24 protein-coding genes and 1 pseudogene are annotated in these 24,543 nt (G+C 69.2%); 17 read left to right on the top strand and 8 right to left on the bottom strand.

Going from position 1 to position 24,543, the window contains the following annotated elements; all coding sequences use genetic code 11:
- Position 1: 1 nt before the first annotated feature.
- The 3 genes from GT007_RS00125 to GT007_RS00115 all read right to left on the bottom strand — a co-directional run bounded on the left by GT007_RS00125 (position 2) and on the right by GT007_RS00115 (position 3,005).
- Positions 2 to 607, bottom strand: coding sequence for a hypothetical protein (locus GT007_RS00125; protein ID WP_160119538.1), 606 nt, complete (start codon positions 605 to 607; stop codon positions 2 to 4).
- A gap of 65 nt (positions 608 to 672) precedes the next feature.
- Complete coding sequence (locus tag GT007_RS00120; RefSeq protein WP_160119537.1) at positions 673 to 1,539, bottom strand: UPF0280 family protein; 867 nt, start codon at positions 1,537 to 1,539, stop codon at positions 673 to 675.
- On the bottom strand, positions 1,518 to 3,005 hold the full coding sequence (locus GT007_RS00115) for a 6-hydroxynicotinate reductase (protein WP_160119536.1): 1,488 nt from the start codon (positions 3,003 to 3,005) through the stop codon (positions 1,518 to 1,520). Before GT007_RS00115 ends, GT007_RS00120 begins: the two co-directional genes overlap by 22 nt.
- A gap of 129 nt (positions 3,006 to 3,134) precedes the next feature.
- Here GT007_RS00115 and GT007_RS00110 point away from each other — a divergent pair, with 129 nt between their 5' ends.
- The 10 genes from GT007_RS00110 to GT007_RS00065 all read left to right on the top strand — a co-directional run bounded on the left by GT007_RS00110 (position 3,135) and on the right by GT007_RS00065 (position 12,862).
- Positions 3,135 to 3,710 (top strand): amino acid synthesis family protein, encoded by a 576-nt coding sequence (locus GT007_RS00110; protein ID WP_160119535.1) that lies wholly within the window; start codon positions 3,135 to 3,137, stop codon positions 3,708 to 3,710.
- A 187-nt stretch (positions 3,711 to 3,897) separates the two neighbouring features.
- Entirely contained in the window at positions 3,898 to 4,650 is a 753-nt protein-coding gene (locus tag GT007_RS00105; protein WP_160119534.1) for an ABC transporter ATP-binding protein, read from the top strand.
- The gene (locus tag GT007_RS00100; RefSeq protein ID WP_160119533.1) at positions 4,643 to 5,347 is read left to right on the top strand and encodes an ABC transporter ATP-binding protein; all 705 of its coding nucleotides are present in this window, start codon (positions 4,643 to 4,645) and stop codon (positions 5,345 to 5,347) included. Before GT007_RS00105 ends, GT007_RS00100 begins: the two co-directional genes overlap by 8 nt.
- Positions 5,348 to 5,378: 31 nt before the next feature.
- On the top strand, positions 5,379 to 6,620 hold the full coding sequence (locus GT007_RS00095) for an ABC transporter substrate-binding protein (protein WP_160119532.1): 1,242 nt from the start codon (positions 5,379 to 5,381) through the stop codon (positions 6,618 to 6,620).
- Positions 6,621 to 6,822: 202 nt separating this feature from the next.
- Positions 6,823 to 8,034, top strand: coding sequence for an ABC transporter substrate-binding protein (locus GT007_RS00090; protein WP_160119531.1), 1,212 nt, complete (start codon positions 6,823 to 6,825; stop codon positions 8,032 to 8,034).
- Positions 8,035 to 8,057: 23 nt separating this feature from the next.
- On the top strand, positions 8,058 to 8,942 hold the full coding sequence (locus GT007_RS00085; RefSeq protein WP_160119530.1) for a branched-chain amino acid ABC transporter permease: 885 nt from the start codon (positions 8,058 to 8,060) through the stop codon (positions 8,940 to 8,942).
- Positions 8,943 to 8,945: 3 nt separating this feature from the next.
- Positions 8,946 to 9,935, top strand: coding sequence for a branched-chain amino acid ABC transporter permease (locus GT007_RS00080; protein ID WP_160119529.1), 990 nt, complete (start codon positions 8,946 to 8,948; stop codon positions 9,933 to 9,935).
- 54 nt (positions 9,936 to 9,989) lie between these two features.
- Complete coding sequence (locus GT007_RS00075; RefSeq protein ID WP_160119528.1) at positions 9,990 to 11,174, top strand: LLM class flavin-dependent oxidoreductase; 1,185 nt, start codon at positions 9,990 to 9,992, stop codon at positions 11,172 to 11,174.
- Positions 11,175 to 11,248: 74 nt separating this feature from the next.
- Positions 11,249 to 12,082: an ABC transporter permease gene (locus GT007_RS00070; protein ID WP_160119527.1), complete on the top strand. Its 834-nt coding sequence runs from the start codon at positions 11,249 to 11,251 to the stop codon at positions 12,080 to 12,082.
- Between the two features lie 3 nt (positions 12,083 to 12,085).
- Positions 12,086 to 12,862: an ABC transporter ATP-binding protein gene (locus tag GT007_RS00065; RefSeq protein ID WP_160119526.1), complete on the top strand. Its 777-nt coding sequence runs from the start codon at positions 12,086 to 12,088 to the stop codon at positions 12,860 to 12,862.
- Here GT007_RS00065 and GT007_RS00060 read toward each other — a convergent pair.
- Positions 12,847 to 13,452, bottom strand: coding sequence for a TetR/AcrR family transcriptional regulator (locus tag GT007_RS00060; RefSeq protein ID WP_160119525.1), 606 nt, complete (start codon positions 13,450 to 13,452; stop codon positions 12,847 to 12,849). The two genes, GT007_RS00065 and GT007_RS00060, sit on opposite strands and share 16 nt — an antisense overlap.
- 132 nt (positions 13,453 to 13,584) lie before the next feature.
- Here GT007_RS00060 and GT007_RS00055 point away from each other — a divergent pair, with 132 nt between their 5' ends.
- Both GT007_RS00055 and GT007_RS00050 read left to right on the top strand, forming a co-directional pair.
- On the top strand, positions 13,585 to 14,751 hold the full coding sequence (locus GT007_RS00055; RefSeq protein WP_160119524.1) for an efflux RND transporter periplasmic adaptor subunit: 1,167 nt from the start codon (positions 13,585 to 13,587) through the stop codon (positions 14,749 to 14,751).
- Between the two features lie 19 nt (positions 14,752 to 14,770).
- Complete coding sequence (locus GT007_RS00050) at positions 14,771 to 17,941, top strand: efflux RND transporter permease subunit (protein ID WP_160119523.1); 3,171 nt, start codon at positions 14,771 to 14,773, stop codon at positions 17,939 to 17,941.
- Between the two features lie 3 nt (positions 17,942 to 17,944).
- On the opposite strand, the gene GT007_RS00045 is transcribed toward GT007_RS00050, so the two are convergent.
- Entirely contained in the window at positions 17,945 to 18,391 is a 447-nt protein-coding gene (locus GT007_RS00045; protein ID WP_160119522.1) for a hypothetical protein, read from the bottom strand.
- 95 nt (positions 18,392 to 18,486) lie between these two features.
- Positions 18,487 to 18,765, bottom strand: a complete 279-nt coding sequence (locus GT007_RS00040; RefSeq protein WP_160119521.1) for a hypothetical protein — start codon at positions 18,763 to 18,765, stop codon at positions 18,487 to 18,489.
- Positions 18,766 to 18,919: 154 nt separating this feature from the next.
- On the opposite strand from GT007_RS00040, the gene GT007_RS00035 reads away from it, so the two are divergent.
- Positions 18,920 to 20,230, top strand: coding sequence for a hemolysin family protein (locus GT007_RS00035; RefSeq protein ID WP_160119520.1), 1,311 nt, complete (start codon positions 18,920 to 18,922; stop codon positions 20,228 to 20,230).
- A 141-nt stretch (positions 20,231 to 20,371) separates the two neighbouring features.
- A complete protein-coding gene (gene rpmB / locus GT007_RS00030; protein WP_160119519.1) occupies positions 20,372 to 20,674 on the top strand; it encodes a 50S ribosomal protein L28 in 303 nt (100 codons plus the stop codon).
- A gap of 103 nt (positions 20,675 to 20,777) precedes the next feature.
- Here rpmB and GT007_RS00025 read toward each other — a convergent pair whose 3' ends face one another.
- The gene (locus GT007_RS00025) at positions 20,778 to 22,280 is read right to left on the bottom strand and encodes a hypothetical protein (protein WP_160119518.1); all 1,503 of its coding nucleotides are present in this window, start codon (positions 22,278 to 22,280) and stop codon (positions 20,778 to 20,780) included.
- Between the two features lie 31 nt (positions 22,281 to 22,311).
- Positions 22,312 to 22,791: a GlcG/HbpS family heme-binding protein gene (locus GT007_RS00020; protein ID WP_160119517.1), complete on the bottom strand. Its 480-nt coding sequence runs from the start codon at positions 22,789 to 22,791 to the stop codon at positions 22,312 to 22,314.
- A gap of 68 nt (positions 22,792 to 22,859) precedes the next feature.
- Here GT007_RS00020 and GT007_RS00015 point away from each other — a divergent pair, with 68 nt between their 5' ends.
- From GT007_RS00015 to glyA, 3 genes and pseudogenes are all read left to right on the top strand, one after another.
- On the top strand, positions 22,860 to 23,516 hold the full coding sequence (locus GT007_RS00015; protein WP_236571414.1) for a GntR family transcriptional regulator: 657 nt from the start codon (positions 22,860 to 22,862) through the stop codon (positions 23,514 to 23,516).
- 238 nt (positions 23,517 to 23,754) lie between these two features.
- The gene (rpiB, locus tag GT007_RS00010; protein WP_160119516.1) at positions 23,755 to 24,201 is read left to right on the top strand and encodes a ribose 5-phosphate isomerase B; all 447 of its coding nucleotides are present in this window, start codon (positions 23,755 to 23,757) and stop codon (positions 24,199 to 24,201) included.
- Positions 24,198 to 24,543: pseudogene (gene glyA, locus GT007_RS00005) on the top strand (serine hydroxymethyltransferase); the annotation flags it as partial. The gene rpiB and the pseudogene glyA, both read left to right, overlap by 4 nt.

Here is a 24,543-nt window from a genome sequence, read left to right as displayed (position 1 = left end):
GCTACTTGGTGCCGCCGCCCCGGGGTGCGGGCGGCGCCGCCACCGGCGGGGGCGCGCCCCGGCCCCGGCCCTGGCCCGGCGGGTCGTTCGGGTCGCTGTCGGAGGCACCGGTCGGTGCCGGCCGGTTGCCGCCCCGGCCCTGGCCGGGCGGGTCGTTGGGGTCGCTGTCGCTGGGGCCCGTGGGGGTGCGCGGACGGCTGCCGCCGCGCCCACGGCCCGGCGGGTCGTTGGGATCGCTGTCCGAGGGGCCGTTGGGGACGCCACCACCACGCCCGCGCCCCTGGCCGGGCGGATCGTTGGGGTCGTTGTCGGTGGGCCCGTTCGGCGCGCCACCGCCACCGCCGCGCCCACGGCCCTGGCCGGGCGGGTCGTTGGGGTCGTTGTCCGTCGCGCCGCCGGGGCGGTTGCCGGTGCCGCGGCCGCGCCCCACGGGGTCATCGGGGTCGTTGTCGGTCACGCCCTCGGGCGCCGCGCCCGGCGGCGCGCGCCAGCCGGATTTCGGCCCCTGGGCCTGCGCCGGCAGCGCGCCGGCCGCGCCACCCGCCGCCGCCAGGCGCAGCACCATCAGGCGCCGCCCAAGCTTGCCATTCTGTTCCGTGTCCGACATGCCTGTTCCCTCAATGGCTTGGCATCATCGCAGGGGGGCAGGGTGCGGGGCAAGCGCCCTGGCCGCTATCCCTTAGGCAGGGCCTGCACCCTGCATTCGCCCACCTGCAGGGATTGCCCCTGCACCCGCAGCAGCGCGGCCCGGATCAACCCGCGTGAGACCAGCCTTTCGGCCACGCGCGCACCGCGTTCCAGCGCCAGCAGCACCAGCGGCGGCGGCAGCGCGCGCACGCCCGTGGTCACGAGGATGTCACCCAGGTCGCTGTCCGGGTCCAGCGCGCGGGCTGGCTGGCGCTGCACGGCCGGGTGGTCGGCGTCGGTGGCGTTGGCGATGATGGTGGCGGCCGCGTCGGCATCCGCCGCGCGGGCGGCCAGCACGGTCACGGCGTCGGCCACCCCCCGAGAGAAGCTGCGCCCCGGCCAGCCGCTGGTGGCGATGCCGCCGATGCCGTCGCCCGCCGCCAGCACCGCCAGCCCATCCGGCCGGCCATCGGCCAGGTCGGCGCACAGCCCCACGCGCAGGTTGGCGCCGCGCGCCAGGAACACCGCGATGTCGCCGCCATTGTTCACATGCGCGGCCTGGATGCCCTGCACCTCGGTGATGGCGTTCAGGATGTGCTCGGCCACCGCGCCGGCCACGGCGGCCATGGGGGTGATGAAATCGGCGCGGTGGGGCCAGCAGGCCTCGACCATGCGCCGGGCCACGGGGTGGCGCAGGGCGGGCATGGCGTTGTCCAGGGGGGCACGCAGCAGGGGTAGTTCCTCGCACAGGGCGGCCAGCAGGCCTTCCATGCGGATCATGGCGGCCTGCTGCGCGGCGCGCACCGCCACGGGCTTGCCCTCGATGCCGATCACCAGGCTGATCGGCCCTTCCTCCAGGCAGAATCGCCCGTCCGGCAGGTCCTTCGCGCTCAGGCCGGGGCGCCAGGCCATGGCAGGTCTCCGCGCAACGATTCGCGGCGGGCGGCGTCCCCGTAGTCCTTCAGGATCTCGGCCAGGGGCACCGCCTGGGCGGTGTGGCCGCCGATCGCGGCATACAGGCTCGCGGGCATGGTGAACTCCAGCGGTGCCACCAGGGCAGGGGTGGGGACGTAACCGAACGCCCCGTCCGGCATGGATAGCACATCCGCCATGATCGTGATGCCGCCCCCCGGCCACAGAATGCAGGGCGCGCCCCCCATGGTGATGCGGATCTCGCCCGACTGCACCTTGCGCGTCAGCAGGATGGGGTTCTCCGTCACCCCCGCGCGCAGCGACCCGCCGGCTCCCGCCATGAACAGCACGGAGGTCATGGCCGGTTCGCAATTCTCGCCGATTCGTTCCACCACGGCACGCACCGCGGCCGGCATGGGGGCGGGGACGGGGCGCAGCGCGTCATCCAGCACGAACCAGGCCGAATCCTCGCCCGTGGTGCTGACCATCAGCATGCGCATGCCGGGCCAGGCGGTTTTGGGGTCGATGCTCTCGATCACGTCCAGCGGGTCCGTGATGCTGGTGCCGCCCCAGCCGGCGCCGGGCCCGGCCACCTGGAAATACCGCCCCGGGGTGGAGCGCCGGCCGCGCACGCGCACGCCCGCCGCCCGCATGTCCAGGCACTTGCCCGCTTGGTGCTCGGTCAGCACGCCGGTGATGTGGTCGTCGATCACCACCACCTCATCCACATGGCCGAACCATTGCTGGGCGAAGATGCCGATGGTGGCGGCCCCGCAGCCCACGCGCATGCGGGCCTCCGGTTCCCCATTCACGATGGGCGGCTTGCCGGCCTGGATCACCAGCGTGGCGCCGCCGTCGATCGAGACCTCGATGGCCTGCTTGTTCGACAGGGCGAGGACCGCCTGGCAGGTCACCTGACCCTCACGCTTCGAGCCGCCGGTCAGGTGGTGCACGCCGCCCAGCGACAGCATCTGGCTGCCATATTCGGCGGTGGTGACATGGCCGATCTGCTCGCCCTCATACCGCACGGCCGCGCATTCGGGGCCCAGGTGGCGGTCGGTGTCGATCTTCACCTTCACGCCCGCGTAGCTGAAAATGCCCTCCGTCACGACGGTCACGGTGTCCACGCCCTGGAATTCGGTCTGCACGATGAAGGGGGCGGGCTTGTAGTCCGGATAGGTGGTGCCGGCGCCGATGGCGGAGACGAAGTATTCCTCGGCCGGCGCGATGCCGCCGGACCAGTCGCGGGAGGCTTCGAGGAACGGTACCACGCGGCCGTTCTCGGCCACTGTGCGCTCCAGCAGCACCAGCGGCTCGGTGCGGACCAGGCGGCCGTCCTCATTGGCATAACGCTGGCAGGCGCCGGCGCGGCCGGGGCGGATGCGGCACAGCACCGGGCAGGCATCGCAGCGCACAATGCCTTCATTGCCCTCGCGGGCCCCGAAAATGGCGGTTCTGTCGCTCATCGCCTGCTCCTTGCCACCCTGAACACTGGCATTGCGGCGCGGGGCGCACCAGTTCCAGCTTGGGAAGGAAACCGGGCCGTCAGGCGGGCATTGCCCAAGCCCTGCCGTGCCCCCGCGAAGGTGTGACCCATGCCGATGCAGATCCGTAAATTCATCCTGCTGACCGAGGACGTGCTGGAGGAAGGCGGGCGCCCCCTGCCGCAGCCGCGCCGCCGCGCCATCGCGGCCTGCGTGCTGAAAAACCCCTTCGCCGGGCATTTCGAACAGGACCTGACACCCCTGATCGACGCCGGGGAGGCGCTGGGCGCTGAACTGGTCGAACGCGCCCTGGCCGCGATGGGGGGCGAGGCCGATTCCTACGGCAAGGCCGCCATCGTGGGGGAGGGAGGTGAGCTGGAACACGCCGCCGCCCTGCTGCACCCCAAGATGGGCACGCCCGTGCGCGCCGCGCTGGGCGGGGGTGCCGCGCTGATCCCCTCTGCCAAGAAACGGGCGGGGATGGGGGCCACCATCGACATCCCGCTGGGGCACAAGGACGCGGCCTTCGTCCGCAGTCATTTCGACGCCATCGAACTGCGCGTGACGGACGCGCCGATGGCTGGGGAAATCCTGCTGGCGCTGGCCTTGTCCAAGGGCGGGCGGCCCTGTCCGCGCATCGGCGGGCTGAGCGCCGAGGAGATCGAGGGCCATGACGGGCTTCGCTGAAATTCCTCTGCGCGTCTGGGGGCTTGGCGTTCTGGCAATGCTTTCACCTCAGCGTGTTTTCGATGCTTGCCATGCGGATGTTGCATCGCCATAACAAGGTTAACGGGTGGGGAACTCACCCGAATGACGACGCAGGAAACGTAGGAGAGGCAACCGGGTGAACGACTTCATCCTGGAGACTGAGGGTATGACCAAGGAGTTCCGCGGCTTCGCCGCGGTCTCCGGCGTGAACCTCAAGGTCAGGCGTGGTTCGATCCACGCCCTGATCGGACCGAACGGCGCGGGCAAGACAACCTGCTTCAATCTGCTGACGAAGTTCCTGCCGGTCACGCGGGGGCGCATCACCTATGACGGGCGCGACATCACCGCGATGAAGCCCGCCGAGGTCGCGCGCCTCGGCCTCGTGCGCAGCTTCCAGATCTCGGCGGTGTTTCCGCACCTGTCGGTGATGGAGAATGTGCGCGTGGCGCTGCAGCGCCAGCGGGGGAACAGCTTCGATTTCTGGCGCCCCGCCTCTCTGCTGAAGCAGTACGATTCGCGGGCCATGGAATTGCTGGAGGATGTGGGGCTGACGGAATACGCGCAGCTTTCCGCCGGCCAGCTTCCCTATGGCCGCAAGCGTGCGCTGGAGATGGCCACGACGCTGGCGATGGAACCGCAGATGATGCTGCTGGACGAACCCACGGCCGGCATGACGGCCGAGGACGTGGACCGCATCGTCGCCCTGGTGAAGCGTGTCTCCGTCGGCCGCACCGTGCTGCTGGTGGAACACAATCTGAAGGTGGTCGAGGGGCTGTGCGACCGCATCACCGTGCTGGCGCGCGGCCAGGTGTTGGCGGAGGGCGACTATGCCGAGGTCTCCCGCAACCCCGAAGTGATCGCGGCCTATCTGGGCGAGGACCCGCAAAGCGTCGGCGCCCCGGAGAGTGTGCATGTCTGAACCATTGCTGCAGGTGCGGGGCCTCGAGGCCTGGTACGGGGAAAGCCATGTGCTGCATGGCGTGAACATCGACATCAACGCGGGCGAGGTGGTGACGCTGCTGGGCCGCAACGGCGCGGGCAAGACCAGCACGCTGCGCGCCATCATGGGCCTGACCGGCAAGCGCGCCGGCAGCGTGAAGTTCCAGGGCAAGGAACTGATCGCGGCGCGCCCGGACGTGATCGCGCGCGCCGGCATCGCCTATTGCCCGGAGGAGCGGGGCATCTTCGCCTCGCTGAACGTGGGTGAGAATCTGGTGCTGCCGCCCGAGGTGCTGCTGGGCGGGCTGAACGTGCCGGAAATCCATCAGATGTTCCCCAATCTGCTGGAACGCGCGCGCAGCCAGGGCACCAAGCTGTCGGGCGGCGAGCAGCAGATGCTGGCGATCGGGCGCATCCTGCGCACGGGTGCGAAGCTGCTGCTGCTGGATGAGCCCAGCGAAGGGCTGGCGCCGGTGATCGTGCAGCAGATCGGCGCGACCATCCGGGCGCTGAAGCAGCGCGGCTTCACCGTGCTGCTGGTGGAACAGAATTTCCGCTTCGCGCAGACGGTGGCCGACCGGCATTATGTGATGGACCACGGAACGGTCGTGGATAACGTACCCAATCATGAACTCGCGGGGGCGATGGACAGGCTGCACCAATATCTTGGCGTCTGAACGCCGCCCACATACAGGAGGAACACAAGAAATGAACTTCAACCGTCGCGCCCTTTTGGGCGCCGCCGCCAGCACGCCCGTCTGGGGGGCGCTGCCTTACCGTTCCGCCCGCGCCCAGGCGGCCAACACCATCAAGATCGGCGTGCTGAACGACCAGTCCGGCACCTATCGCGACCTGTCGGGCGCGGGCTCCACCCAGGCGGTGCGCCAGGCCATCAAGGACAGCGGCATCGAGGCGCGCGGCATCACGGTCGAGGTGGTGCAGGCCGACCACCAGAACCGCCCCGATGTCGGCAGCACTGTGGTGCGCCAGTGGATCGACCGCGACGGCGTGGACGTGATCATGGATGTGCCCACCTCCTCGGTGGCGCTGGCCGTGAACACCATCGTGCGCGAGAAGAACAAGGTGTTCATCAACTCGGGCGCCGCGGCGTCCGACCTGACGGGCTCCGCCTGCTCGCCCAACACCATCCACTGGACCTACGACACCTGGATGCTGGCCAAATCCACCGGCGGCGCCATGGTGCGCGCGGGCGGGCAGCGCTGGTTCTTCATCACCGCCGACTACGCCTTCGGCCACGCGCTGGAACGCGACACCAGCACCTTCATCCGCAATGCGGGCGGCAGCATCCTGGGCAGCGTGCGCACGCCCTTCCCGGGCACGACCGACTTCTCCTCCTATCTCGTGCAGGCGCAGGCTTCGCGCGCGCAGGTGATCGGGCTGGCGAATGCGGGTGCGGACACCATCAACAGCATCAAGCAGGCGGCGGAATTCGGCATCACCCGGCGCGGCGTGAAGCTGGCGGGGCTGCTGGTGTTCATCACCGACGTGCACAGCCTGGGCCTGCAGACGGCGCAGGGGCTGGTGCTGACGGAAAGCTTCTACTGGGATCTGAACGACCGCACCCGCGCCTTCACCCAGCGCATCGGCAACCTGCCGGGCAATGTGAAGCCCACCATGGTGCATGCGGGCTGCTACGCCGGCGCGCTGCATTACCTGAAGGCCGTGGCCGAGATGGGTGTGGCCGCCGCCAAGGCCAGCGGCGTGGAAGCCGTGAACCGCATGAAGGCCACCCCCACCGAGGATGACTGCTTCGGTGCCGGCAGCATCCGCGTGGACGGCCGCAAGATTCACCCGACCTATCTGTTCGAGGTGAAGAGCCCGGCCGAAAGCCGCGCGCCGTGGGATTACTACAAGCTGCTCGCCACCACCTCGGCCGAGGAAAGCTTCCGCCCGCTGGCGGAGGGGGGCTGCTCGCTGGTGCGCAGCTGATACGCGGCGCGGCGCGGGGAACAGGGCCCCGCGCCGCGCTGCATCGCACATGGCCTGCTGATCTGCGGCCTTCGCTCGCAAGCCGACAAAGGCCGCAGGCAGGACATGGACCAGGTTCCGGTGGATGACGGCCCACAGAAGGCCGCGCCACCCGGCTCATAAGGGGGAACAACCCCCGCATCTGGGAAACGGAGGAAACACAATGCTGACGGAACGCAGAACACTGCTGACAGGGGCCGCCGCGCTGGCGGCCATGCCGGCGCGCGCGCAGGCCAATACGCTGCGCATCGGCGTGATGACCGACATGTCCGGCACCTACCGCGACCCCACGGGGCCCGGCAGCGTCGCCTGCACGGAGCAGGCGGTGGCGGAATTCCAGGGCCGCGGCCTGACGGTGGAGGTGCTGCGCGCCGACCACCAGAACCGCCCCGATGTGGGCTCCAACATCGCGCGGCAATGGTTCGACCAGGGCGTGGACGCGATCGTGGATGTGCCCACCTCCTCCGTCGCGCTGGCGATCAACCAGATCGCGCGGGAGAAGAACAAGGTCTTCCTGAACTCCGGCGCCGCGACCAGCGACCTGACGGGGCCGGCCTGTTCGCCCAACACGGTCCACTGGACCTACGACACCTACATGCTGGCGAAATCCACCGGCGGGGCGCTGACGCGCGCGGGTGGCGACAGCTGGTTCTTCATCACCGCCGACTATGCCTTCGGCCATGCGCTGCAGCGCGACACGGCGGCCTTTGTCGAGGCCGCGGGCGGGCGCGTGGCGGGGGCCGTGCGGTATCCGTTCCCGGCGACCACCGATTTCTCCTCCTTCATGGTGCAGGCCCAGGCATCCCGCGCGAAGGTGCTGGGCCTGGCCAATGCCGGCACGGACACGCTGAATACCATCAAGCAGGCGCGCGAATTCGGCCTGACCAGCCGGATGAAGATCGCGGGGCTGCTGCTGTCGATGGCGGAGGTGCATGCGCTGGGGCTGGAGACCGCCCAGGGGCTGGTGCTGACCGAGCCGTTCTACTGGAACGCCAATGACCGCACGCGCGCCTTCACCACCCGCGTGCGGCCGCGCATGCCCAATGGCTGGCCGCCGATGCAGATCCAGGCCGGGTGCTATGCCGTCACCACGCATTACCTGAAGGCCGTGGCCGATATGGGCCTGGCGGCCGCCAAGGCCAGCGGCACCGAGGCCGTGGCCCGCATGAAGGCGATGCCGACCGACGACGATGCCTTCGGCGTGGGCCGCATCCGCGCCGACGGCCGCAAGATCCATCCCACCTATCTGTGGGAGGTGAAGACACCCCGCGAGTCCACCGGGCCGTGGGACTACTACAAGCTGGCCGCCACCACCCCCGCCGAGGAGGCGTTCCGCCCCCAGGCCGAGGGCGGCTGCGCGCTGGTGCGCTCATAAATACAACGGACTGAGGGAAGGGCATGGACGAGATATTCGGAATACCGGCACCGCTGCTGTTCGGGCAGCTGCTGCTCGGCCTCATCAATGGGGCTTTCTACGCACTGCTGTCGCTGGGGCTGGCGGTCATCTTCGGCATGCTCAATGTCATCAACTTCAGCCATGGCGCCCAGTTCATGCTGGGCGCCTTCGTCGCCTGGATGCTGCTGGAATGGCTGGGGATCGGCTATTGGTGGGCGCTGTTGCTGGCGCCCGTCATCGTGGGGGCGTTCGGCATATTGCTCGAACGCACCATGATCGCGCGATTGTACAAGCTCGATCACCTCTATGGCCTGCTGCTCACCTTCGGCCTGGGCCTGATCATCGAGGGGCTGGCGCGCAATGAGTTCGGCAGTTCGGGCCTGCCCTACCGCATCCCGCCCGAGCTGACCGGCGCCTGGGACCTGGGCTTCATGTTCATGCCCGTCTATCGCGGCTGGGTGGTCGTGGTGGCGGTGGTGATGTGCCTGGCCACCTGGCTGGTCATCGAGAAGACCAAGATCGGCAGCTATCTGCGCGCCGCGACCGAGAACCCGGCGCTGGTCCAGGCCTTCGGCGTGAACGTGCCGCGCATGATGACGCTGACCTACGGCGCGGGCGTGGCGCTGGCCGCCTTCGCGGGCGTGCTGGCGGCGCCGATCTACTCCGTGAACCCGCAGATGGGCTCCAACCTCATCATCATCGTCTTCGCCGTGGTCGTGATCGGCGGCATGGGCTCCATCCTGGGCTCGGTCGTCACCGGCTTCGGCCTGGGCATTGTCGAAGGGCTGACCAAGGTGTGGTACCCCGAAGCTTCCTCCACCGTGATCTTCGTCGTGATGGCGATCGTGTTGCTGGCGCGCCCCGCCGGCCTGTTCGGGAGGAGCTGAGCCATGGCCGCACCCGCTTCCGGCGGCGCCTTCGAGGGCATCGCCTCCGAGAACGAGCAGATGTGGGGCTTCACGCGCCCGCAGCTGATCGCCCTGGGCCTGATGCTGGTGGGGATCGTGATCGCCCCCTCCGTGCTCTATCCCATCTTCCTGATGAAGGTGCTGTGCTTCGCGCTGTTCGCCTGCGCCTTCAACCTGCTGATCGGCTATGTCGGCCTGCTCAGCTTCGGCCATGCGGCCTATTTCGGCATGGGCGGCTATCTGGCGGGCTATGCCGCCAAAAGCTGGGGGCTGACGCCAGAGGCCTGCATCATCGTGGGCGGCTTGGCCGGCATGGTGCTGGGTTGGGTCATCGGCAGCCTGGCGATCCGCCGGCAGGGCATCTACTTCGCCATGATCACCCTGGCCATGGCGCAGATGGTCTACTTCTTCTGCGTCCAGGCACCCTTCACGGGCGGCGAGGACGGCATCCAGGCCATTCCGCGCGGCAACCTGTTCGGCGTGATCGACCTGCGCTCGGACATGACCATGTACTGGCTGGTGGCCGCGGTGTTCGTGATCGGCTTCCTGTTCATCCACCGCGTCATCAACTCCCCCTTCGGGCAGGTGATGACCGCGATCCGCGAGAACGAGCCGCGCGCGACCTCGCTCGGCTACCGCACGGATGACTACAAGCTGATGGCCTTCGTGATCTCGGCCGCGCTCTCGGGCGTGGCGGGGGCCACGAAATCCCTGGTCTTCGGCATCGCCACCCTGACGGACGTGTTCTGGACCATGTCGGGTGAGGTGGTGCTGATGTCCCTCGTCGGCGGGCTGGGCACGCTGTTCGGGCCGGTGGCGGGTGCGGCCATCATCGTCAGCATGCAGAACTACCTGGCCGAGTTCGGGGCCTGGGTCACCGTGATCCAGGGCGTGATCTTCGTGCTGTGCGTGCTGGCCTTCCGGCGCGGCGTGGTGGGTGAGATCGGGCGCATTCTCAAGGTCCGACTCTAACTTGACCCTGGGGCTGCGGCATTCCACGCTCCCTTCACAAAGGGAGGGTTGGACATGCCGCATGCCGGGCTGCGTTTCGGGATTTTCCTCGCACCGTTCCACCGGGTGGGGGACAACCCGACACTCGCCATCCACCGCGACATCGAGCTGATCGAGCATCTCGACCGCCTGGGCTATGACGAGGCCTGGGTGGGCGAGCATCATTCGGCGGGGTGGGAGACCATCGCCTCGCCGGAGCTGATCATCGCGGCGGCGATCGAGCGCACGCGCCACATCCGCATCGGCACGGGCGTGACGAGCCTGCCCTATCACCACCCGCTGCTGGTGGCCCAGCGCTTCGTGCAGTTGGACCACATGTCCCGCGGGCGGACCATGCTGGGGTGCGGACCGGGGGCGCTGGCCTCCGACGCCTATATGATGGGCATCCCGGCCGAGGCGCAGCGCAAGCGCATGGATGAATCGCTGACCGCCATCATGGCCCTGCTGGCCTGCGAGGCGCCGGTCACGATGGAAACCGAATGGTTCACCCTGCGCGATGCGCGGCTGCACCTGGCCCCCTATTCCTTTCCGCATTTCCCCATCGCGGTCGCCACCTCCACCACCCCCTCGGGCGTGCTGGCGGCGGCCAAGCATGGGGTGGGCATGCTCTCGCTGGGCGCCGGCCTGCCGGGCGGGCCGCAGAAGCTGGCCGAGCAATGGACCCTGGCCGAGGCGGAAGCCGCCAGGAACGGCAAGACCATGGACCGTTCCGACTGGCGGCTGGTGGTGAACATGCACTGCGCCGAGAGCGACGAGCGCGCCATCGGGGACGTGAAGCGCGGCGAGCGGATGGAGACGGAGGGCTATTTCGGCGAGGTGCTGGCCCGCCCGCCGACGCGCAGCGAGGACCCGCTGGGCGACGGGCTGCGCGCCGGTACCACGCTGGTGGGCTCACCCGACACCGTGGCCCAGGGGATCGAGCGCCTGCTCTCCTTCACCGAGGGCGGCGCGGGGGCGGTGCTGTTCCGCGCCCATGAATGGGCGGACCGCGAAGCCACCTGGCGCAGCTTCGAGCTGTTCGCCCGCTGGGTGATGCCGCGCTTCCAGGGCAGCCTGACCATGCCGCAGCGCAGCCGGGACTGGTGCGTGGAAAACCGGGCGGGCATCTTCGCGCCCAACATGGCGGCGCTGCACAAGGCGTTCACCGACGCCGGCCAGGCCGTGCCCGAGAGTCCGCGCCTGAAAATCCGAGAGGCCTGACGCGATTTTCATCACATTTCGTTAAATTGGATGATGTGGCGCAATGCAGCATTGATCGCTAAAGCCATGCTTGCATGCTCACATCCCATCAGGCGCCCGCGGTCCGGGATGCCGCCCATCCCCGCCACCTAGCCCGCGCGCTGGAGGACCTGTCGCTCGGGTTCTCCCGCTGGCGGCTGCCGCTGGCGCTGGCGCAGCTCGATCTGCGCAACCGCTACCGGGGCAGCGTGCTGGGGCCGTTCTGGATCACCCTGTCCACCGCCATCATGCTGGGGGCGCTGGGCTTCCTCTATGCCCGGCTGTTCCGGCTGGATGTGGCGGATTACCTGCCTTTCCTCGCCACCAGCCTGACGCTGTGGAACCTGATCTCGGGCCTGGTGAACGATGGCACCCAGTGCCTGACGGACCGCGAGGACGTCATCCGCCAGATGCCCCAGCCCTACAGCGTGCATGTGCTGCGCTGCGTGCTGCGGCACGCGCTGGCGGCGGCGCATGTGCTGCCGCTGGTGCCGCTGGTGTTCCTGCTGTGCGGGCGCTGGCCCGGCTGGGGGTTGGCCGGCGCGGTGCCGGGGCTGTTCCTGTTCCTGGTAAACGGGGTTTCGGTGTGCATGCTGCTGGGCATGGTGGCCGCCCGGTTCAGGGACATGGGCCCGATCATGCAATCCGGCATGCAATTGCTGTTCTTCGTCACGCCCATCATCTGGAAGCCGGAGCTGCTGGGCGACCGTGTGGGCTTTCTGGCGCTGAACCCCGTGCACGCGATGATCGAGACGGTGCGCGGCCCGCTGCTGGGCCAGGCGCCCAGCCTGCTGATCTGGGCGGCGGCGCTGACCTATACGGCGATCCTGGCCGGGCTCGCCTTCACCATCTTCGTCCGCTGGCGCGGGCGCATCGCGTTCTGGGTGTAACGCATGGCCGAGATCATCGCCGACGCCTTGACCATCGAATTCCCCCTGTACCATCTGGGCGCGCGCAGCCTGAAGAAGCGGCTGATGGCCCAGGCGCTGCGCCGTATCCGTGAGGATTCCGAAAGCCGGGTCGTCGTCTCCGCCCTGCGGGACCTGACCTTCCGCATCGGCAGCGGTGAGCGCGTGGCGCTGATCGGGCGCAACGGCGCGGGCAAATCCACCCTGCTGCGGACGCTGGCCGGAATTTACGACCCCGTGGGCGGGCGGATCTCCGTGCAGGGCACGGTCGGCAGCCTGATCGACCCCGGCGCCGGCATGGATAGCTGGGCCACGGGCCGCGAGAACATCCGCCTGCGCGCCTGGTACAGCGGGCTGAACGAGGCCCAGGCCGAGCAACTGGCGCAGGCGGTGGGCAGCTTCTCGGGGCTGGGCGAGTTCCTGGAACTGCCGGTGCGGAACTATTCCTCGGGCATGCAGCTGCGGCTGGCCTTCGCCATGGCCACGGCCTCCCGCCCCGACATATTGCTGATGGATGAGTGGTTCTTCACCGCCGACGCCAGCTTCATGGCCCAGGCCGAGGCCCGGCTGCAGGAGATGGTGGCGAGCGCCAAGATCCTGGTCATCGCCACCCATTCCATGCGGGTGGTGCGGCGGCTGTGCAACCGGGTGATCCGGCTGGAGGCCGGGCGCATCGTGGATGATGGCCCGACCGAACGTGTCCTGGCCGACTTGCCGCCCGAGATGCGGCAGGAGCTGGAGGAGCTTCAGGCCGGCAACTGATCCCGGAACAGGGCTGAGGTCGCCAGGCGGAAAGCCTTGGTGGTGCGCTCCACGCCCATGAAGGGCAGGGTGAACCACGAACCTTCCATCATGATGCCCATCGCGTCGGCGAAGGCGGCGGGGTCCTTCGCGTCCGCGTCCTGGGCCATCTGCACCATCTTCGCGCGCTTGCGGGCCTTCACCTCGGCCACGATGCGGTGGGTGGGGTGGTCGGAGTCGGGAAATTCGGATTGCGCCAGCAGCAGCGGGCAGCCGCGCTGGCCGGGCTGGGCGATCATCTCGCACATCACCTCCACCAGCCGGTTCAGCTTCTCCCGCGGGGTGGCGCTGCACTGGCACACGCCATCCATGAGGCATTCCATCTCCTGGCCGTCTTCCTCCAGGATGGCGGCCACCAGGGCGTCCTTGCTGGGAAAGGCGCGGTACAGGCTCATCTTGGTGGCGTCCGCCACGCGGCAGACTTCCTCGATGCCCGTGGCGCGGATGCCGTGGCGATAAAACAGCTCCTTCGCCGCCTCCTGGATGCGTTGGGCGGCGCGGGGGCGTTTCTCCCGGCTTTCCTTGGCTTCCGGTTCGACCGAGGCGGACATGGCTGGCTCCTTCTCACATGCAGGGGACGATAAAACGCTTCGCGCCCGCAAAAAACCCTCTTGATGTTACTGACCGGTCACTCTAAGTGACGGCCTGTGACCGACCGGTCACATCCTGTCCGGGAGATAGAGATGCCGACCGCGAATCGCAAGCCTTTAGAAGGTTTCTGGCCCGAATGGCTGTCCCGCCTGGGCGGGATTTCGGCGCCCGTCCTGGCCGCCGCCCTGCTGGCTGGCCCCGCCAGGGCCCAGAGCCCCGCCACCCCGCCGCCCGTGACCGTTGCCACGCCCCTGGCGCGCGACGTGCCGGAAAGCACGGAGCACACCGCCCGCATCCTGCCCTCCGCCCGGGTGGAGATCCGCCCGCGCGTGTCGGGGCAGGTGGCGCAGGTGCATTTCACCGACGGCGCGCTGGTGCGCCCCGGCGACCTGCTGTTCACCATCGACCCGCGCCCCTTCCGCATCGCGGTGGAGCAGGCGCGGGCCGAGCTTGGCCGTGCCGAGGCGCGCCTCACCCTCGCGGGCCAGCAGCTGGCGCGTTCCGTGCCGCTGGTGCGGGAGCGCTACGCGCCGGAAGCCGAACTCGACACCCGCCGCAGCGCGCGGCACGAGGCCGAGGCCGGCCTCGCCGCCGCCCGCGCGGCCCTGCATCAGGCCGAACTCTCCCTGGAATGGACCGAGATCCGCGCCCCCCGCGCGGGCCGCGTCTCGGACCGCCGGGTGGATGCCGGCAATCTGGTGCGGGAGGGCGACACGCTGCTGACCACCCTGCTGGCGCTCGACCCCGTCTATCTCTCCTTCGACATGAGCGAGGCGGAGCAACTGCGTCTGGCCCGCCGGGGGCAGGGCAGGGACGGCCAGCTGGCCGCCAACCTGCGCCTGCTGGATGAGGCGGAGTTTGGTCGCCAGGGCGTGGTGGATTTCACCGACAGCGCCTTCGACGCGCGCTCCGGCACCATCCGTGCCCGGGCGGTGTTCCCGAACCCCGACCTGTTCCTGACGCCGGGGGCCTTCGCCCGGCTGCGCGTCACCTCGGGCGGCGCGCCCGCTTTGCTGGTGCCCGATGCCGCGGTGCTGGCCGACCAGGCCGGGCGCGTGGTGCTGACGGTGCAGGCCGACGGCACCGTCGCCGCCCGCCCCGTGCGGCTGGGGCCGCTGGTGGATGGGCTGCGCGTGGTGCAGTCCGGCCTCGCGGCCGATGAGCGCGTCATCATCTCCGGCCTGCACCGCGCCCGCCCGGGTGGGCGCGTGACGGCCGAACCGGGCCGCATCGGCCCATCCCCCATCGCGTCTCGCTGATCCAACCGGAGAACGGGCCATGAAGCTCGCACGCTTCTTCATCGACAGGCCCGTTTTCGCGGCCGTCATTTCCATCGCGATCACGCTGATCGGCGCGATCGCGGCCTTCCGCCTGCCCATCGCCGAATACCCCGACATCGCGCCCCCCACGGTGCAGATCACGGCGAACTACCCCGGTGCCTCGGCCGATACGGTGGCCGAGACGGTCGCCGGGCCCATCGAGCAGGAGGTGAACGGGGTGGATGGCATGCTCTACCTCTCCTCCCAATCCACCGGCGACGGGCGGGTCACCATCAGCGTGGTGTTCCGCCAGGGCGTGAACGTGGACCAGGCCCAGGTGCTGGTGCAGAACCGCGTGGCGGTGGCCGAGCCCCGCCTGCCGGAGGAAGTCCGGCGCCTGGGCATCACCGTGCGCAAGGCCAGCCCCGACCTGCTGATGGTGGTGCACATGCTGTCGCCCGATGGCTCGCGGGCGGAGGAATATGTCTCCAACTACGCCACGCTGAACATCAAGGACCGCATCGCCCGGCTGGAGGGCATCGGCGATGTGCAGGTGTTCGGCGGGCGCGACTATGCCATGCGCGTCTGGCTGGATCCCGACCGTGTGGCCGCCCGCGGCCTGACGGCCGGCGAGGTGGTGGACGCCCTGCGCCGCGCCAATGTGCAGGTGGCCGCCGGCGCCGTGGGCCAGGCGCCCCGCCTGCCGGAGGCCGGGGCCTTCGAGCTGTCGGTCCGCGCCCTGGGCCGCCTGACCACGCCCGAGCAGTTCGACGAGCAGATCATCGCCACCGGCACGGATGGCGCACCGGTGCGCCTGCGCGACGTGGCGCGCACGGAGATCGGCGCGGCCGACTACTCGGTGAACGCGCTGCTGAACAACGCGACCGCGACGGCCATCGTGCTGTTTCAGCGCCCCGGCTCCAACGCGCTGGATACGGCGGCCGGCGTGCGCGCCACCATGGAGGAAGCCGCGCGGCATTTCCCGCCCGGCATCAGCTACGAGATCATCTACGACCCCACGCGCTTCATCGCCCAGTCCATGGATGCGGTGGGCCACACCTTCATCGAGGCCGTGGTGCTGGTGGTGCTGGTCGTGATCCTGTTCCTGCAAAGCTGGCGGGCCGCGATCATTCCGCTGCTGGCGATCCCGGTCTCCATCATCGGCACCTTCGCGCTGCTGCTGGCGCTGGGCTTCACCTTGAACACGCTGACCATGTTTGGCCTGATCCTGGCCATCGGCATCGTGGTGGATGACGCCATCGTGGTGGTGGAGAACGTGGAACGCCACATGGCCGCCGGCCTGTCGCCCAAGGAGGCCGCGCGCCGCACGATGGACGAGGTGGGCTTCGCGCTGATCGCCATCGCCCTGGTGCTGGTCGCGGTGTTCGTGCCGACGGCGATGATCGCGGGGCTGTCGGGCGCCTTCTACCGGCAGTTCGCGGTCACCATCGCGGTCGCCACGCTGCTGTCGGCGCTGGTGTCGCTCACGCTGTCCCCGGCCTTGGCCGCGCTGCTGCTGCGCCCGCATGCGCCGCATCACGGCAAGGGCTTCATCCTGTTCCGGCCCATCGGCGTCTTCTTCCACGGCTTCAACTGGCTGTTCGACAAGCTGTCGCTGGGTTACGGCGCGCTGACGCGGCGGCTGCTGCGGCTGGGCGTGCTGATGCTGGTGCTCTATGCCGGGCTGCTGGCGGCCACCGGCCAGGTGGTGACCGCCACCCCCACCGGGCTGATCCCGCCGCTGGACCGTGGCTATCTGATCGTGGCCTTCCAGCTGCCGCCGGGTGCGAGCCTGTCGCGTACCGACGCCGTGATCCGCCGCGCCTCGGAGACCATCCGCAACACCCCGGGCGTGCGCGATGCCATCGCCTTCGCGGGCTTCGACGGCGCCACCTTCACCAACGCGCCCAACACGGGCGTGATCTTCGCGGGGTTGCAGCCCTTCGAGGAGCGCATCGCCACCGGCCGCAGCATGTTCGCCATCCTGGGCGACCTTCAGGCGCGCCTGTCGACCGAGCGCGACGCCAATGTGCTGGTCATTCCGCCCCCGCCGGTGCCGGGCATCGGCACGGGCGGCGGCTTCAAGCTGATGATCCAGGCCCGCGCGGGGCAGACCTCCCAGGCGCTGGAGCAGATGGTGGGGCAGGTGCTGGGCCGGGCCAACGGCACGCCGGGCATCGCCTTCGCCTTCAGCCTGTTCAACACCGCGACGCCCCAGATCCGCGCCGATATCGACCGCAGCCGGGCGGAGATGCTGGGCGTCCCCGTCTCCCGCGTGCATGAGGCGTTGAGCGTCTATCTGGGCTCGGCCTTCGTGAACGATTTCAACCTGCTGGGCCGCACCTGGCGCGTGACGGCGCAGGCCGACATGAGCCACCGCGCCACGCTGGACGATATCGCGCGGCTGCGCACGCGCTCCGACGAGGGGGGCATGGTGCCGATCGGCACGCTGGCGACCTTCCGCGAATCCGCGGGCCCCTATCGCGTGCCGCGCTACAACCTGTTCCCCGCCGCCGAGGTGCAGGGGGCGGCGCTGCCGGGCGTTTCCACCGGCCAGGCCATCGCGGCGATGCAGGCGGTGCTGAGCGAGGTGCTGACCGATGGCTGGGGCTATGAGTGGACGGAACTGGCCTTGCAGGAGACGACGCAGGGCAACACCGCGCCCATCGCCTTCGGTCTCGCGGTCGTCTTCGTCTTCCTGCTGCTGGCGGCGATGTATGAAAGCTGGCTGCTGCCGCTGGCGGTGGTGCTGATCGCGCCGATGTCCGTGCTGGCCGCGCTGTGGGGCGTGCGCTACGCGGGGTTGGACAACAACATCCTGGTCCAGGTCGGGCTGGTGGTGCTGGTGGGGCTGGCGGCCAAGAACGCCATTCTGATCGTGGAGTTCGCCCGCGCCGCCGAGGCCGAGGGGATGAGCCGCACGGAAGCCGCCATCGCCGCCGCCCGCACCCGTCTGCGGCCGATCCTGATGACCAGCCTGGCCTTTATCCTGGGCGTGCTGCCGCTGACGGTGGCCACCGGCGCCGGCGCCGAAATGCGCCAGAGCCTGGGTACCGCCGTGTTCTGGGGCATGCTGGGGGTGACGGTGTTCGGCCTGCTGTTCACGCCGGTCTTCTACGTCACGGCGCGCTGGCTGGCGCGGCTGGGGGCGAGGAAGCCGGCGCCGGTGCGGGCCGTGGAGGCCGACTGAGCCTCACTGGCCGAGCGCCCGGCGGGCATTGTCCGCCCGCTCGGCCAGGGACTGGCCTTCGGCACCGTTCAGGAAGGTGTCGGCGCGCTCGATATCCAGCCGCTTCTGGCCGCAATACTGGGAGCGGTCCTGCCCACGGCGCGCAGGGTCGAAATTGGGCGGCTGCACGGAGGCCAGGTACTGGTTCCGCGCCGCGTCCCCGCCCTGGCGGGCGAAGGCGAGCAGGGCCGCGGCCTCGATCCGCGCCGCGCGGTCCTGCGCGGTCAGGGAGACGGGCATCTGGCAGACCGCCGCCGCGCGGATGATCTCCCCGAAGATCGGGGAGCTGACCGTCAGCTCCTGCAGATCATAGCCACGCTGCCCGGAGGAACCGCCGGGCAGGATGGAGGAGACACGGGAGCAGCCCGCGAGGGCCGGCAGGATCAACAGCAGGGGCAGGATGCGATGCATGTCACAACCCTAGCTGAGGCGGTCGCGCAACGGAATGTCCCTTGCGCGTAGTGGAAGCAAAGATTTCTGTGTCGTTTATGCGAAATGCGACAGATTCAATGCTGGGTCCGGTCGCAATTGCGCATCACCTCGATCGCCGTCTCATGCGCGTCCTGAACATCCAGCGCCAGATTGTCGAGCGAGCCGCTGTAGCTTTGCAGGCTGTTCTGCAAACCATGCACCGCCGTGCCCAGCACCGCCATGTTGGCGCGGAATTCCTGGAAGGCGAGGGCCTGTTCCTCCAGCGCCACTTCCAATTCCCGCAGCGCCACGCGCAGGCGGTCTTCCGGGCGGCGGGGGAAGGGGATGGGGGCCGGGGGCGTCTGGTCGGGCATGGCGGGCTCCTTTGCTTACCTGATTCTTAATGGCGTGGCCGATTCTTAGATCGTCTCAAAAAGTGATACAAGTCAAAAAATCCTTAACGGCTTGGCGGCGTGGCCAAAGGGGGTGCCATTCGCCCCCGCACACCCCTACAACAGCCCTATGGGCATGAGCTTCGAGATCGGCATCGTCCTTTTCCTGGTCGCGCTGAACGGTGTTTTCGCGATGAGCGAATTGGCCATCGTCTCCTCACGCCGCATCAGGTTGCAGGCCATCGAGAAGCGCGGCAGCCCGGGTGCGGCCGCGGCCCTGGCCTTGCAGGAGGACCCGGAGCGCTTCCTGCCCACCGTGCAGGTGGGCATCACCATGGTGGGCATCATCTCGGGCATGTTCTCGGGCGCGGCCCTGGCCGAACCCCTGGGTCGGGCCCTGAGCGGCTTCGCCTTCCTGCGCCCCTTCGCCGAGGAAGTGGCCTTCGCCCTGGTGGTGCTGGTCATCACCATCCTGAACATCGTGCTGGGCGAGCTGGTGCCCAAGCGCCTGGCCCTGCGGGAGCCGGAGCGCATCGCGGTGCTGATCGCCCGCCCCATGGCCTGGCTGTCGCGCGCCAGCACGCCGCTGGTCTGGGTGCTGTCCTCTCTGACCCGGGCCATGCTGAAGCTGCTGCGGCTGGACAAGTCGGTGGACCAGGGCGTCACGGAAGAAGAGGTGAAGGCCATGGTCGCCGAGGGCGCCGAGGCCGGCGCCCTGGTGGTCGAGGAGCGGCACATGATCGAGCGCGTGCTGCGCCTCGCCGACAAGCCGGTGCGCGCGTTGATGACGCCGCGCACGGAGGTCGCCTGGATCGACCGCAACGCCGCCCCCGCCGATATCGCCGCCGCCCTGCGCGCGCACGGCGTGACGCGCTTCGTGGTGGCCGATGGCGCGGTGGACCAGGTGCAGGGCGTGGTGATGGTGAAGGATCTGCTGGACCAGATGCTGGAGGGCGCGCCCCTGGCGCTGGGCCCGCTGCTGCGCCAGCCCATGGTCCTGCCCGACAGCCTGACCGCGCTGGATGCCATGGAGCGCCTGCGCGCCGATGTGATCGGGTTGGCGCTGGTGCTGGACGAATATGGCAGCTTCGAGGGCGTGGTCACGGCCTCTGACGTGCTGGAGGCCATCGTGGGTGAGCTGGGCCCGGCCCCCGAGAGCCCCAAGCCCGGGGTGGCCACCCGCAGCGATGGCTCCCTGCTGCTGGATGGCATGATGGCCAGCGACGAGCTGCGCGCCCGGCTGGACCTGCCGGAGCTGCCGCATGCCGGCGTCTATCATACGGTGGGCGGGCTGATGCTGGCGCTGCTGGGCCGGGTTCCGCGCGAAGGCGACCGGATCGTCTGGGGCGGCTGGCGATTCGAGGTGCTGGATATGGACGCGCGGCGCGTCGATAAGGTGCTGGCGATGAAGGAAGATCCCGCCATGCCGCCCGCGGCCAATATTTAAGGGGCGGAATCGCGGATTCGCGGGGGGCTGAGGCACATTCCGTGACTTGACCTTGCCCCTGGGGTGGGCCAAAAGCGCGGCTCTTGCATTTCACTTGCGCGGAGCCGTTCGGCTGGGCGCTGTCGTTTTGGGGTTAAGATCATGGCTCGCCGCTGCAGCATCACCGGCAAGGGCGTTCTGACGGGTAACAACGTCAGCCACGCGAACAACAAGTCCCGCCGCCGCTACCTGCCGAACCTGCAGGAAAGCTCCTTCTTCTCGGACGTTCTGGGCACCTCGATCCAGATCCGTCTGACGACGAACGGCATCCGCACCATTGAGCACAATGGTGGCCTGGACTCCTTCCTGCTGGGCACGCCGAACCGCCGCCTGCCGGAGGAAGCGCAGTCCCTGAAGCGCCGCATCCTGCGCGCCAAGGCGAAGAAGGAAGCCGTCGCGGCCTAACAGCCCGGGCTTTCCAAAAGCATCAGCGCCGCGCGGGCATCCCGCGCGGCGCTTTTTGCGTTTGTGGCGAAGGGGAGGGGGCGATGCCCCTCCCGCCCCACGGCTACCAGAGCAGCACGCCCAACGTGGTGGACACGGCCAACCCCACCAGCACCGGCACCATCATCAGCTGCACCAACTTCAGCACCGGCACCCGGGCGAAGCCCGCGACCGCGATCAGCGAGGACCAGGCGATCAGCGTGCCGCCGCCGGTCCAGACCGCGCCCATCTGCCCGATGGCGGCCAGGCTGGCGGGGTCCAGCCCCACCTGGGGGCCCAGCGCGCCAGACAGCGCACCCGTCAGCGGCAGGCCCGAGAAGCCGGAACCGTCGATGCCCGTCACCATGCCAACGATCAGCACACCGAAGCCCACCAGGATATGGTTGTGCGGAATCCAGGCCTCGGCGGCGCGCACCAGGTCGAACAGCAGGGAAGGGGTGCTGGCGGCGCTGCCGCCGAACACCGCCGCCGCCGTCTCGCCCGCGCCCAGGAAGAAGAAGCCCGCGATCGGCAGCACGCTGCCCATGGCGCGGAAGGCGAAGACGAAGCCGTCCGTCACATGGTCGGCCGAGGTCTCCAGCATCTGGCGCGGACCGCATTTCGCCAGCGTTGCCCCCAGCATCAGCAGGGCGGCGGCACCGCCGATCAGCGCCGCCGCATCCCCGCCGCGCAGGGTGGGCAGCGGCAGGCCAAGGCGCGGCAGCACCATCAGCGCCACCACGATGCCGAACACGATGGGCGTCAGCACCGCGAACAGCCGGCCCGCGCTGCCGACCTTGGCGTGCTCCGGCTCCTCATGCAGGGTGCCGCGCGCCAGCTCCGCCTTGTCGAAGCTGCCCTGCTCCTCGATCTCATGCAGCTCCGCCTCATTGGATGTGCGGGCCTGCCAGCGGACCAGATGCAGGGAGGAAGGCGGCAGGATGGTGCCGCGGACCTTCCAGAAGGTCAGCCCCAGCGCGATGAGGCCGGTGATGAGCGACAGCACCATAGCGCGGTCGGCCACGGTCGCGGCCTGCACCGCTGCCCCCGCCGCGCGGGCGCTGATGCCGGGTGCGACGCCGATCACGTAATCCGAGGACAGCGCCATGCCCTGGCCCGCGATGGCGATGACCGCCGCCGAGGCCAGCGGCGGCAGCCCCGCCGCGATCGCGGCCGGCAGGAGCACCGCCGAGACCAGCGGAATGGCGGGCGTCGGCCAGAAGAACAGCGAGATCAGATAGGTGACCAGCGCCAGCACCAGGAAGCCGCTGCGCCCGCCCTTCATCACGGCGCGGAAGGGCCGCACCATCAGGATATCGGCCTCCAGCACTTTCAGGGAGTTCAGCAGGGCGGTCATCAGGGCGATGACCAGGAAGATGTTGAACAGCTCCTTCGCGGCCACGAAGCTGGCGTTGAACACGCTGCCCACCGCGCCGATGCCGCTGCCGGTCCAGGCCAAGCCCACCAGGAAGGTGGCGAGGATGGAAGGCACGACCACATTGGCGCGGAAGATCATGGTGACGATGATGGCCGCGACGCCCAACAGGTACATCCAGTGGGCGGCGCCGATGGAAACGGCCTGGCTCATGCTGCTTGGTCTTTCCGTTGGAAATTCAGGGCTATTTCTTGATGTCGGCGGCGACGAGCACCGTGCGGCCGGTGGGCGCCAGCAGATCGGCCAGGGCCTGCAAGGCGGCGACGCCGCAGGCCGTATCCTGCTCGCCATTGCCGCCGGACAGGCCGACGCCGCCCACCACCTCGCCATCCACCACGATGGGATAGCCGCCAACGAAGACGGCGAACTTGCCCTCGAAGCTCCATTGAATGCCGAAGGCCTCATTGCCCGGCAGGGCGGGGCCGTTGGGGGGCGCGTTGAACAGGTGGGTCGAACGTTTGTGGCCGGCGGCGGTGAAGGCCTTGTTCCAGGCGATCTGCGGACCGGTCACGCGCGCGCCGTCCATGCGCTCCAGGATCAGGGGGAAGCCGCCCTCATCGGTCACGCAGCAGGTCTCGGGCACGTTCAGCTCGGCGGCCTTCTTCAGGGCGGCGTCGATCATCACCCGCGCCTCGGCGAGTTCGAGCTTCAGGGCAGTCTTCATGTTTTCAGTCCATTGGTATGACAGGGACGCGCTGGCGCGTGGTCGCACTTGGGTCTAGGAAGCCACGCGTGACGCAAGACAGCCGCAACCCCATGCCTCTCGGCGCCGCGCATCTGCCCTTGGGCGAGATGGTGCGGCAGGCGCTGCAGCAGGAAATCACCTCGGGCGCGCTGCGCCCGGGCGAAAGGCTCGTGGAGGAGGAGCTGGCGAAGCGCTACGGCGTGTCGCGCAGCCCGGTGCGCGAGGCGATCCGCGCGCTGGCCTCCGAGGGACTCGTGGAGGTGAATGCCCGGCGCGGCGCCATGGTGGCTGGCATCAGCCCCGATGAGGCGCGGGAATTCGTCGAGGTGCGGGCCCTGCTGGAGGGCTACAACGCCCGCCTCGCGGCCCGGTACCGGCGCCCGGAGGTGCTGAAGCGCGCCGAGGCCATCCTGCGTGAGGGCTCGGCCGGCCATGCGAGCCCGGAGCGGCTGCTGGAACTGAATGCCCGATTCCATGACACGCTGGCCGAGGCCGGCGGCAACCGCACCCTGCGGGAGATGATGGACGGGCTGCGCAAGCGCACCGCCAGCGTCTTCACCGCCGAGGGCGAGGAGGCCAGCCGCGCCACCTGGCGCGAGCACGCGGCCATTCTGGAGGCCGTGCTGGCGGGCGAGGAAGCCCGCGCGGCCGAGCTGGCGGAGGCGCATGTGCGCCGCGCCGGCGCGAACGCGCTGTCGCGCTGAATCAGCGGATTGCGGGCGCAAAACGCCCGTCACGCCCCCCACCTGCATACTCAGCCTTCCCTTGGCGGCCCCGGCCGCTGCCCCGGACCTTTGCTGGTCCATATTGTAGACAGTATGCGAGGCCATCCGGCCCCTGCAACCGAAATGACCCGCCGATGCAGCCAGCGCCGCCCTGCCTTGCCCAAGCCTTGGGCGATGTGCGGTTTTGCGGGGTGAACAACCGTGCTATGCGCCGCCCATGAAAGTCCTGAGCATCGCCATCGGCGCCGATCATGGCGGCGTCGATCTGAAATCCCATCTGGTCGCGGCGCTGAAGGCCGCGGGCCATACAGTGAGGGATTTCGGTACCGACGGTACCGCCAGCGTGGACTACCCTGATTTCGCGGCGCCGGTTTCGGCGGCCGTCACGGCCGGAGAGGCCGATTTCGGCGTGCTGGTCTGCGGCACCGGCATCGGCATGCAGATCGCGGCCAACCGCAATCCCGGCATCCGCGCCACCGTGCTGCACAACACCACGGAAGCGCGCCTGACCCGTGCCCACAACAACGCCAACATCGCCTGCTTCGGTGGCAGGACCATCGGGGTGGAAGTGGCGCTGGACGCATTGAACGTTTTCCTCAGCACTCCTTATGAAGGCGGCCGGCATGACCGGCGCCTCGCGAAGATCGAAAGGCCCGTGGCATGAACGAATCCACCCAACGCTTCGTCCCCGCGCGTTTCTTCCAGGCGGGCCTGGCCGAATCCGACCCCGCCATCGCCGCCGCGATCGGCCATGAGCTGCTGCGCCAGCAGGACGGCATCGAGCTGATCGCGTCCGAGAACATCGTCTCCCGCGCCGTGCTGGAGGCCCAGGGCTCGGTGCTGACCAACAAGTACGCCGAGGGCTATCCCGGCCGCCGTTACTATGGCGGCTGCGAATATGTGGACGTGGCCGAGGCCCTGGCCATCGAGCGCGCGAAGGAGCTGTTCGGCGCCCAGTTCGCCAACGTCCAGGCCCATTCCGGCGCCAGCGCCAACATGGCCGTCT

This window comes from Rhodovarius lipocyclicus (genome assembly GCF_009900765.1).
Taxonomy (GTDB): domain Bacteria; phylum Pseudomonadota; class Alphaproteobacteria; order Acetobacterales; family Acetobacteraceae; genus Rhodovarius; species Rhodovarius lipocyclicus.
The sequence above is the reverse complement of the archived record's forward strand: the minus strand, read 5'-3'. Positions and strand labels throughout refer to the sequence as shown.

What these genes read in the sequence shown, in the direction of transcription:
- GT007_RS00060 (WP_160119525.1), bottom strand. Translation starts at nt 13,452, where the DNA reads ATGTCCGCCTCGGTCGAACCGGAAGCCAAGGAAAGCCGGGAGAAACGC.
- GT007_RS00125 (WP_160119538.1), bottom strand. Translation starts at nt 607, where the DNA reads ATGTCGGACACGGAACAGAATGGCAAGCTTGGGCGGCGCCTGATGGTG.
- GT007_RS00040 (WP_160119521.1), bottom strand. Translation starts at nt 18,765, where the DNA reads ATGCCCGACCAGACGCCCCCGGCCCCCATCCCCTTCCCCCGCCGCCCG.
- GT007_RS00065 (WP_160119526.1), top strand. Translation starts at nt 12,086, where the DNA reads ATGGCCGAGATCATCGCCGACGCCTTGACCATCGAATTCCCCCTGTAC.
- GT007_RS00115 (WP_160119536.1), bottom strand. Translation starts at nt 3,005, where the DNA reads ATGAGCGACAGAACCGCCATTTTCGGGGCCCGCGAGGGCAATGAAGGC.
- GT007_RS00120 (WP_160119537.1), bottom strand. Translation starts at nt 1,539, where the DNA reads ATGGCCTGGCGCCCCGGCCTGAGCGCGAAGGACCTGCCGGACGGGCGA.
- GT007_RS00025 (WP_160119518.1), bottom strand. Translation starts at nt 22,280, where the DNA reads ATGAGCCAGGCCGTTTCCATCGGCGCCGCCCACTGGATGTACCTGTTG.
- GT007_RS00110 (WP_160119535.1), top strand. Translation starts at nt 3,135, where the DNA reads ATGCCGATGCAGATCCGTAAATTCATCCTGCTGACCGAGGACGTGCTG.
- GT007_RS00080 (WP_160119529.1), top strand. Translation starts at nt 8,946, where the DNA reads ATGGCCGCACCCGCTTCCGGCGGCGCCTTCGAGGGCATCGCCTCCGAG.
- GT007_RS00095 (WP_160119532.1), top strand. Translation starts at nt 5,379, where the DNA reads ATGAACTTCAACCGTCGCGCCCTTTTGGGCGCCGCCGCCAGCACGCCC.
- GT007_RS00075 (WP_160119528.1), top strand. Translation starts at nt 9,990, where the DNA reads ATGCCGCATGCCGGGCTGCGTTTCGGGATTTTCCTCGCACCGTTCCAC.
- GT007_RS00070 (WP_160119527.1), top strand. Translation starts at nt 11,249, where the DNA reads ATGCTCACATCCCATCAGGCGCCCGCGGTCCGGGATGCCGCCCATCCC.
- GT007_RS00045 (WP_160119522.1), bottom strand. Translation starts at nt 18,391, where the DNA reads ATGCATCGCATCCTGCCCCTGCTGTTGATCCTGCCGGCCCTCGCGGGC.
- rpiB (WP_160119516.1), top strand. Translation starts at nt 23,755, where the DNA reads ATGAAAGTCCTGAGCATCGCCATCGGCGCCGATCATGGCGGCGTCGAT.
- GT007_RS00055 (WP_160119524.1), top strand. Translation starts at nt 13,585, where the DNA reads ATGCCGACCGCGAATCGCAAGCCTTTAGAAGGTTTCTGGCCCGAATGG.
- GT007_RS00090 (WP_160119531.1), top strand. Translation starts at nt 6,823, where the DNA reads ATGCTGACGGAACGCAGAACACTGCTGACAGGGGCCGCCGCGCTGGCG.
- rpmB (WP_160119519.1), top strand. Translation starts at nt 20,372, where the DNA reads ATGGCTCGCCGCTGCAGCATCACCGGCAAGGGCGTTCTGACGGGTAAC.
- GT007_RS00085 (WP_160119530.1), top strand. Translation starts at nt 8,058, where the DNA reads ATGGACGAGATATTCGGAATACCGGCACCGCTGCTGTTCGGGCAGCTG.
- GT007_RS00050 (WP_160119523.1), top strand. Translation starts at nt 14,771, where the DNA reads ATGAAGCTCGCACGCTTCTTCATCGACAGGCCCGTTTTCGCGGCCGTC.
- GT007_RS00100 (WP_160119533.1), top strand. Translation starts at nt 4,643, where the DNA reads ATGTCTGAACCATTGCTGCAGGTGCGGGGCCTCGAGGCCTGGTACGGG.
- GT007_RS00105 (WP_160119534.1), top strand. Translation starts at nt 3,898, where the DNA reads ATGACCAAGGAGTTCCGCGGCTTCGCCGCGGTCTCCGGCGTGAACCTC.
- GT007_RS00020 (WP_160119517.1), bottom strand. Translation starts at nt 22,791, where the DNA reads ATGAAGACTGCCCTGAAGCTCGAACTCGCCGAGGCGCGGGTGATGATC.
- GT007_RS00035 (WP_160119520.1), top strand. Translation starts at nt 18,920, where the DNA reads ATGAGCTTCGAGATCGGCATCGTCCTTTTCCTGGTCGCGCTGAACGGT.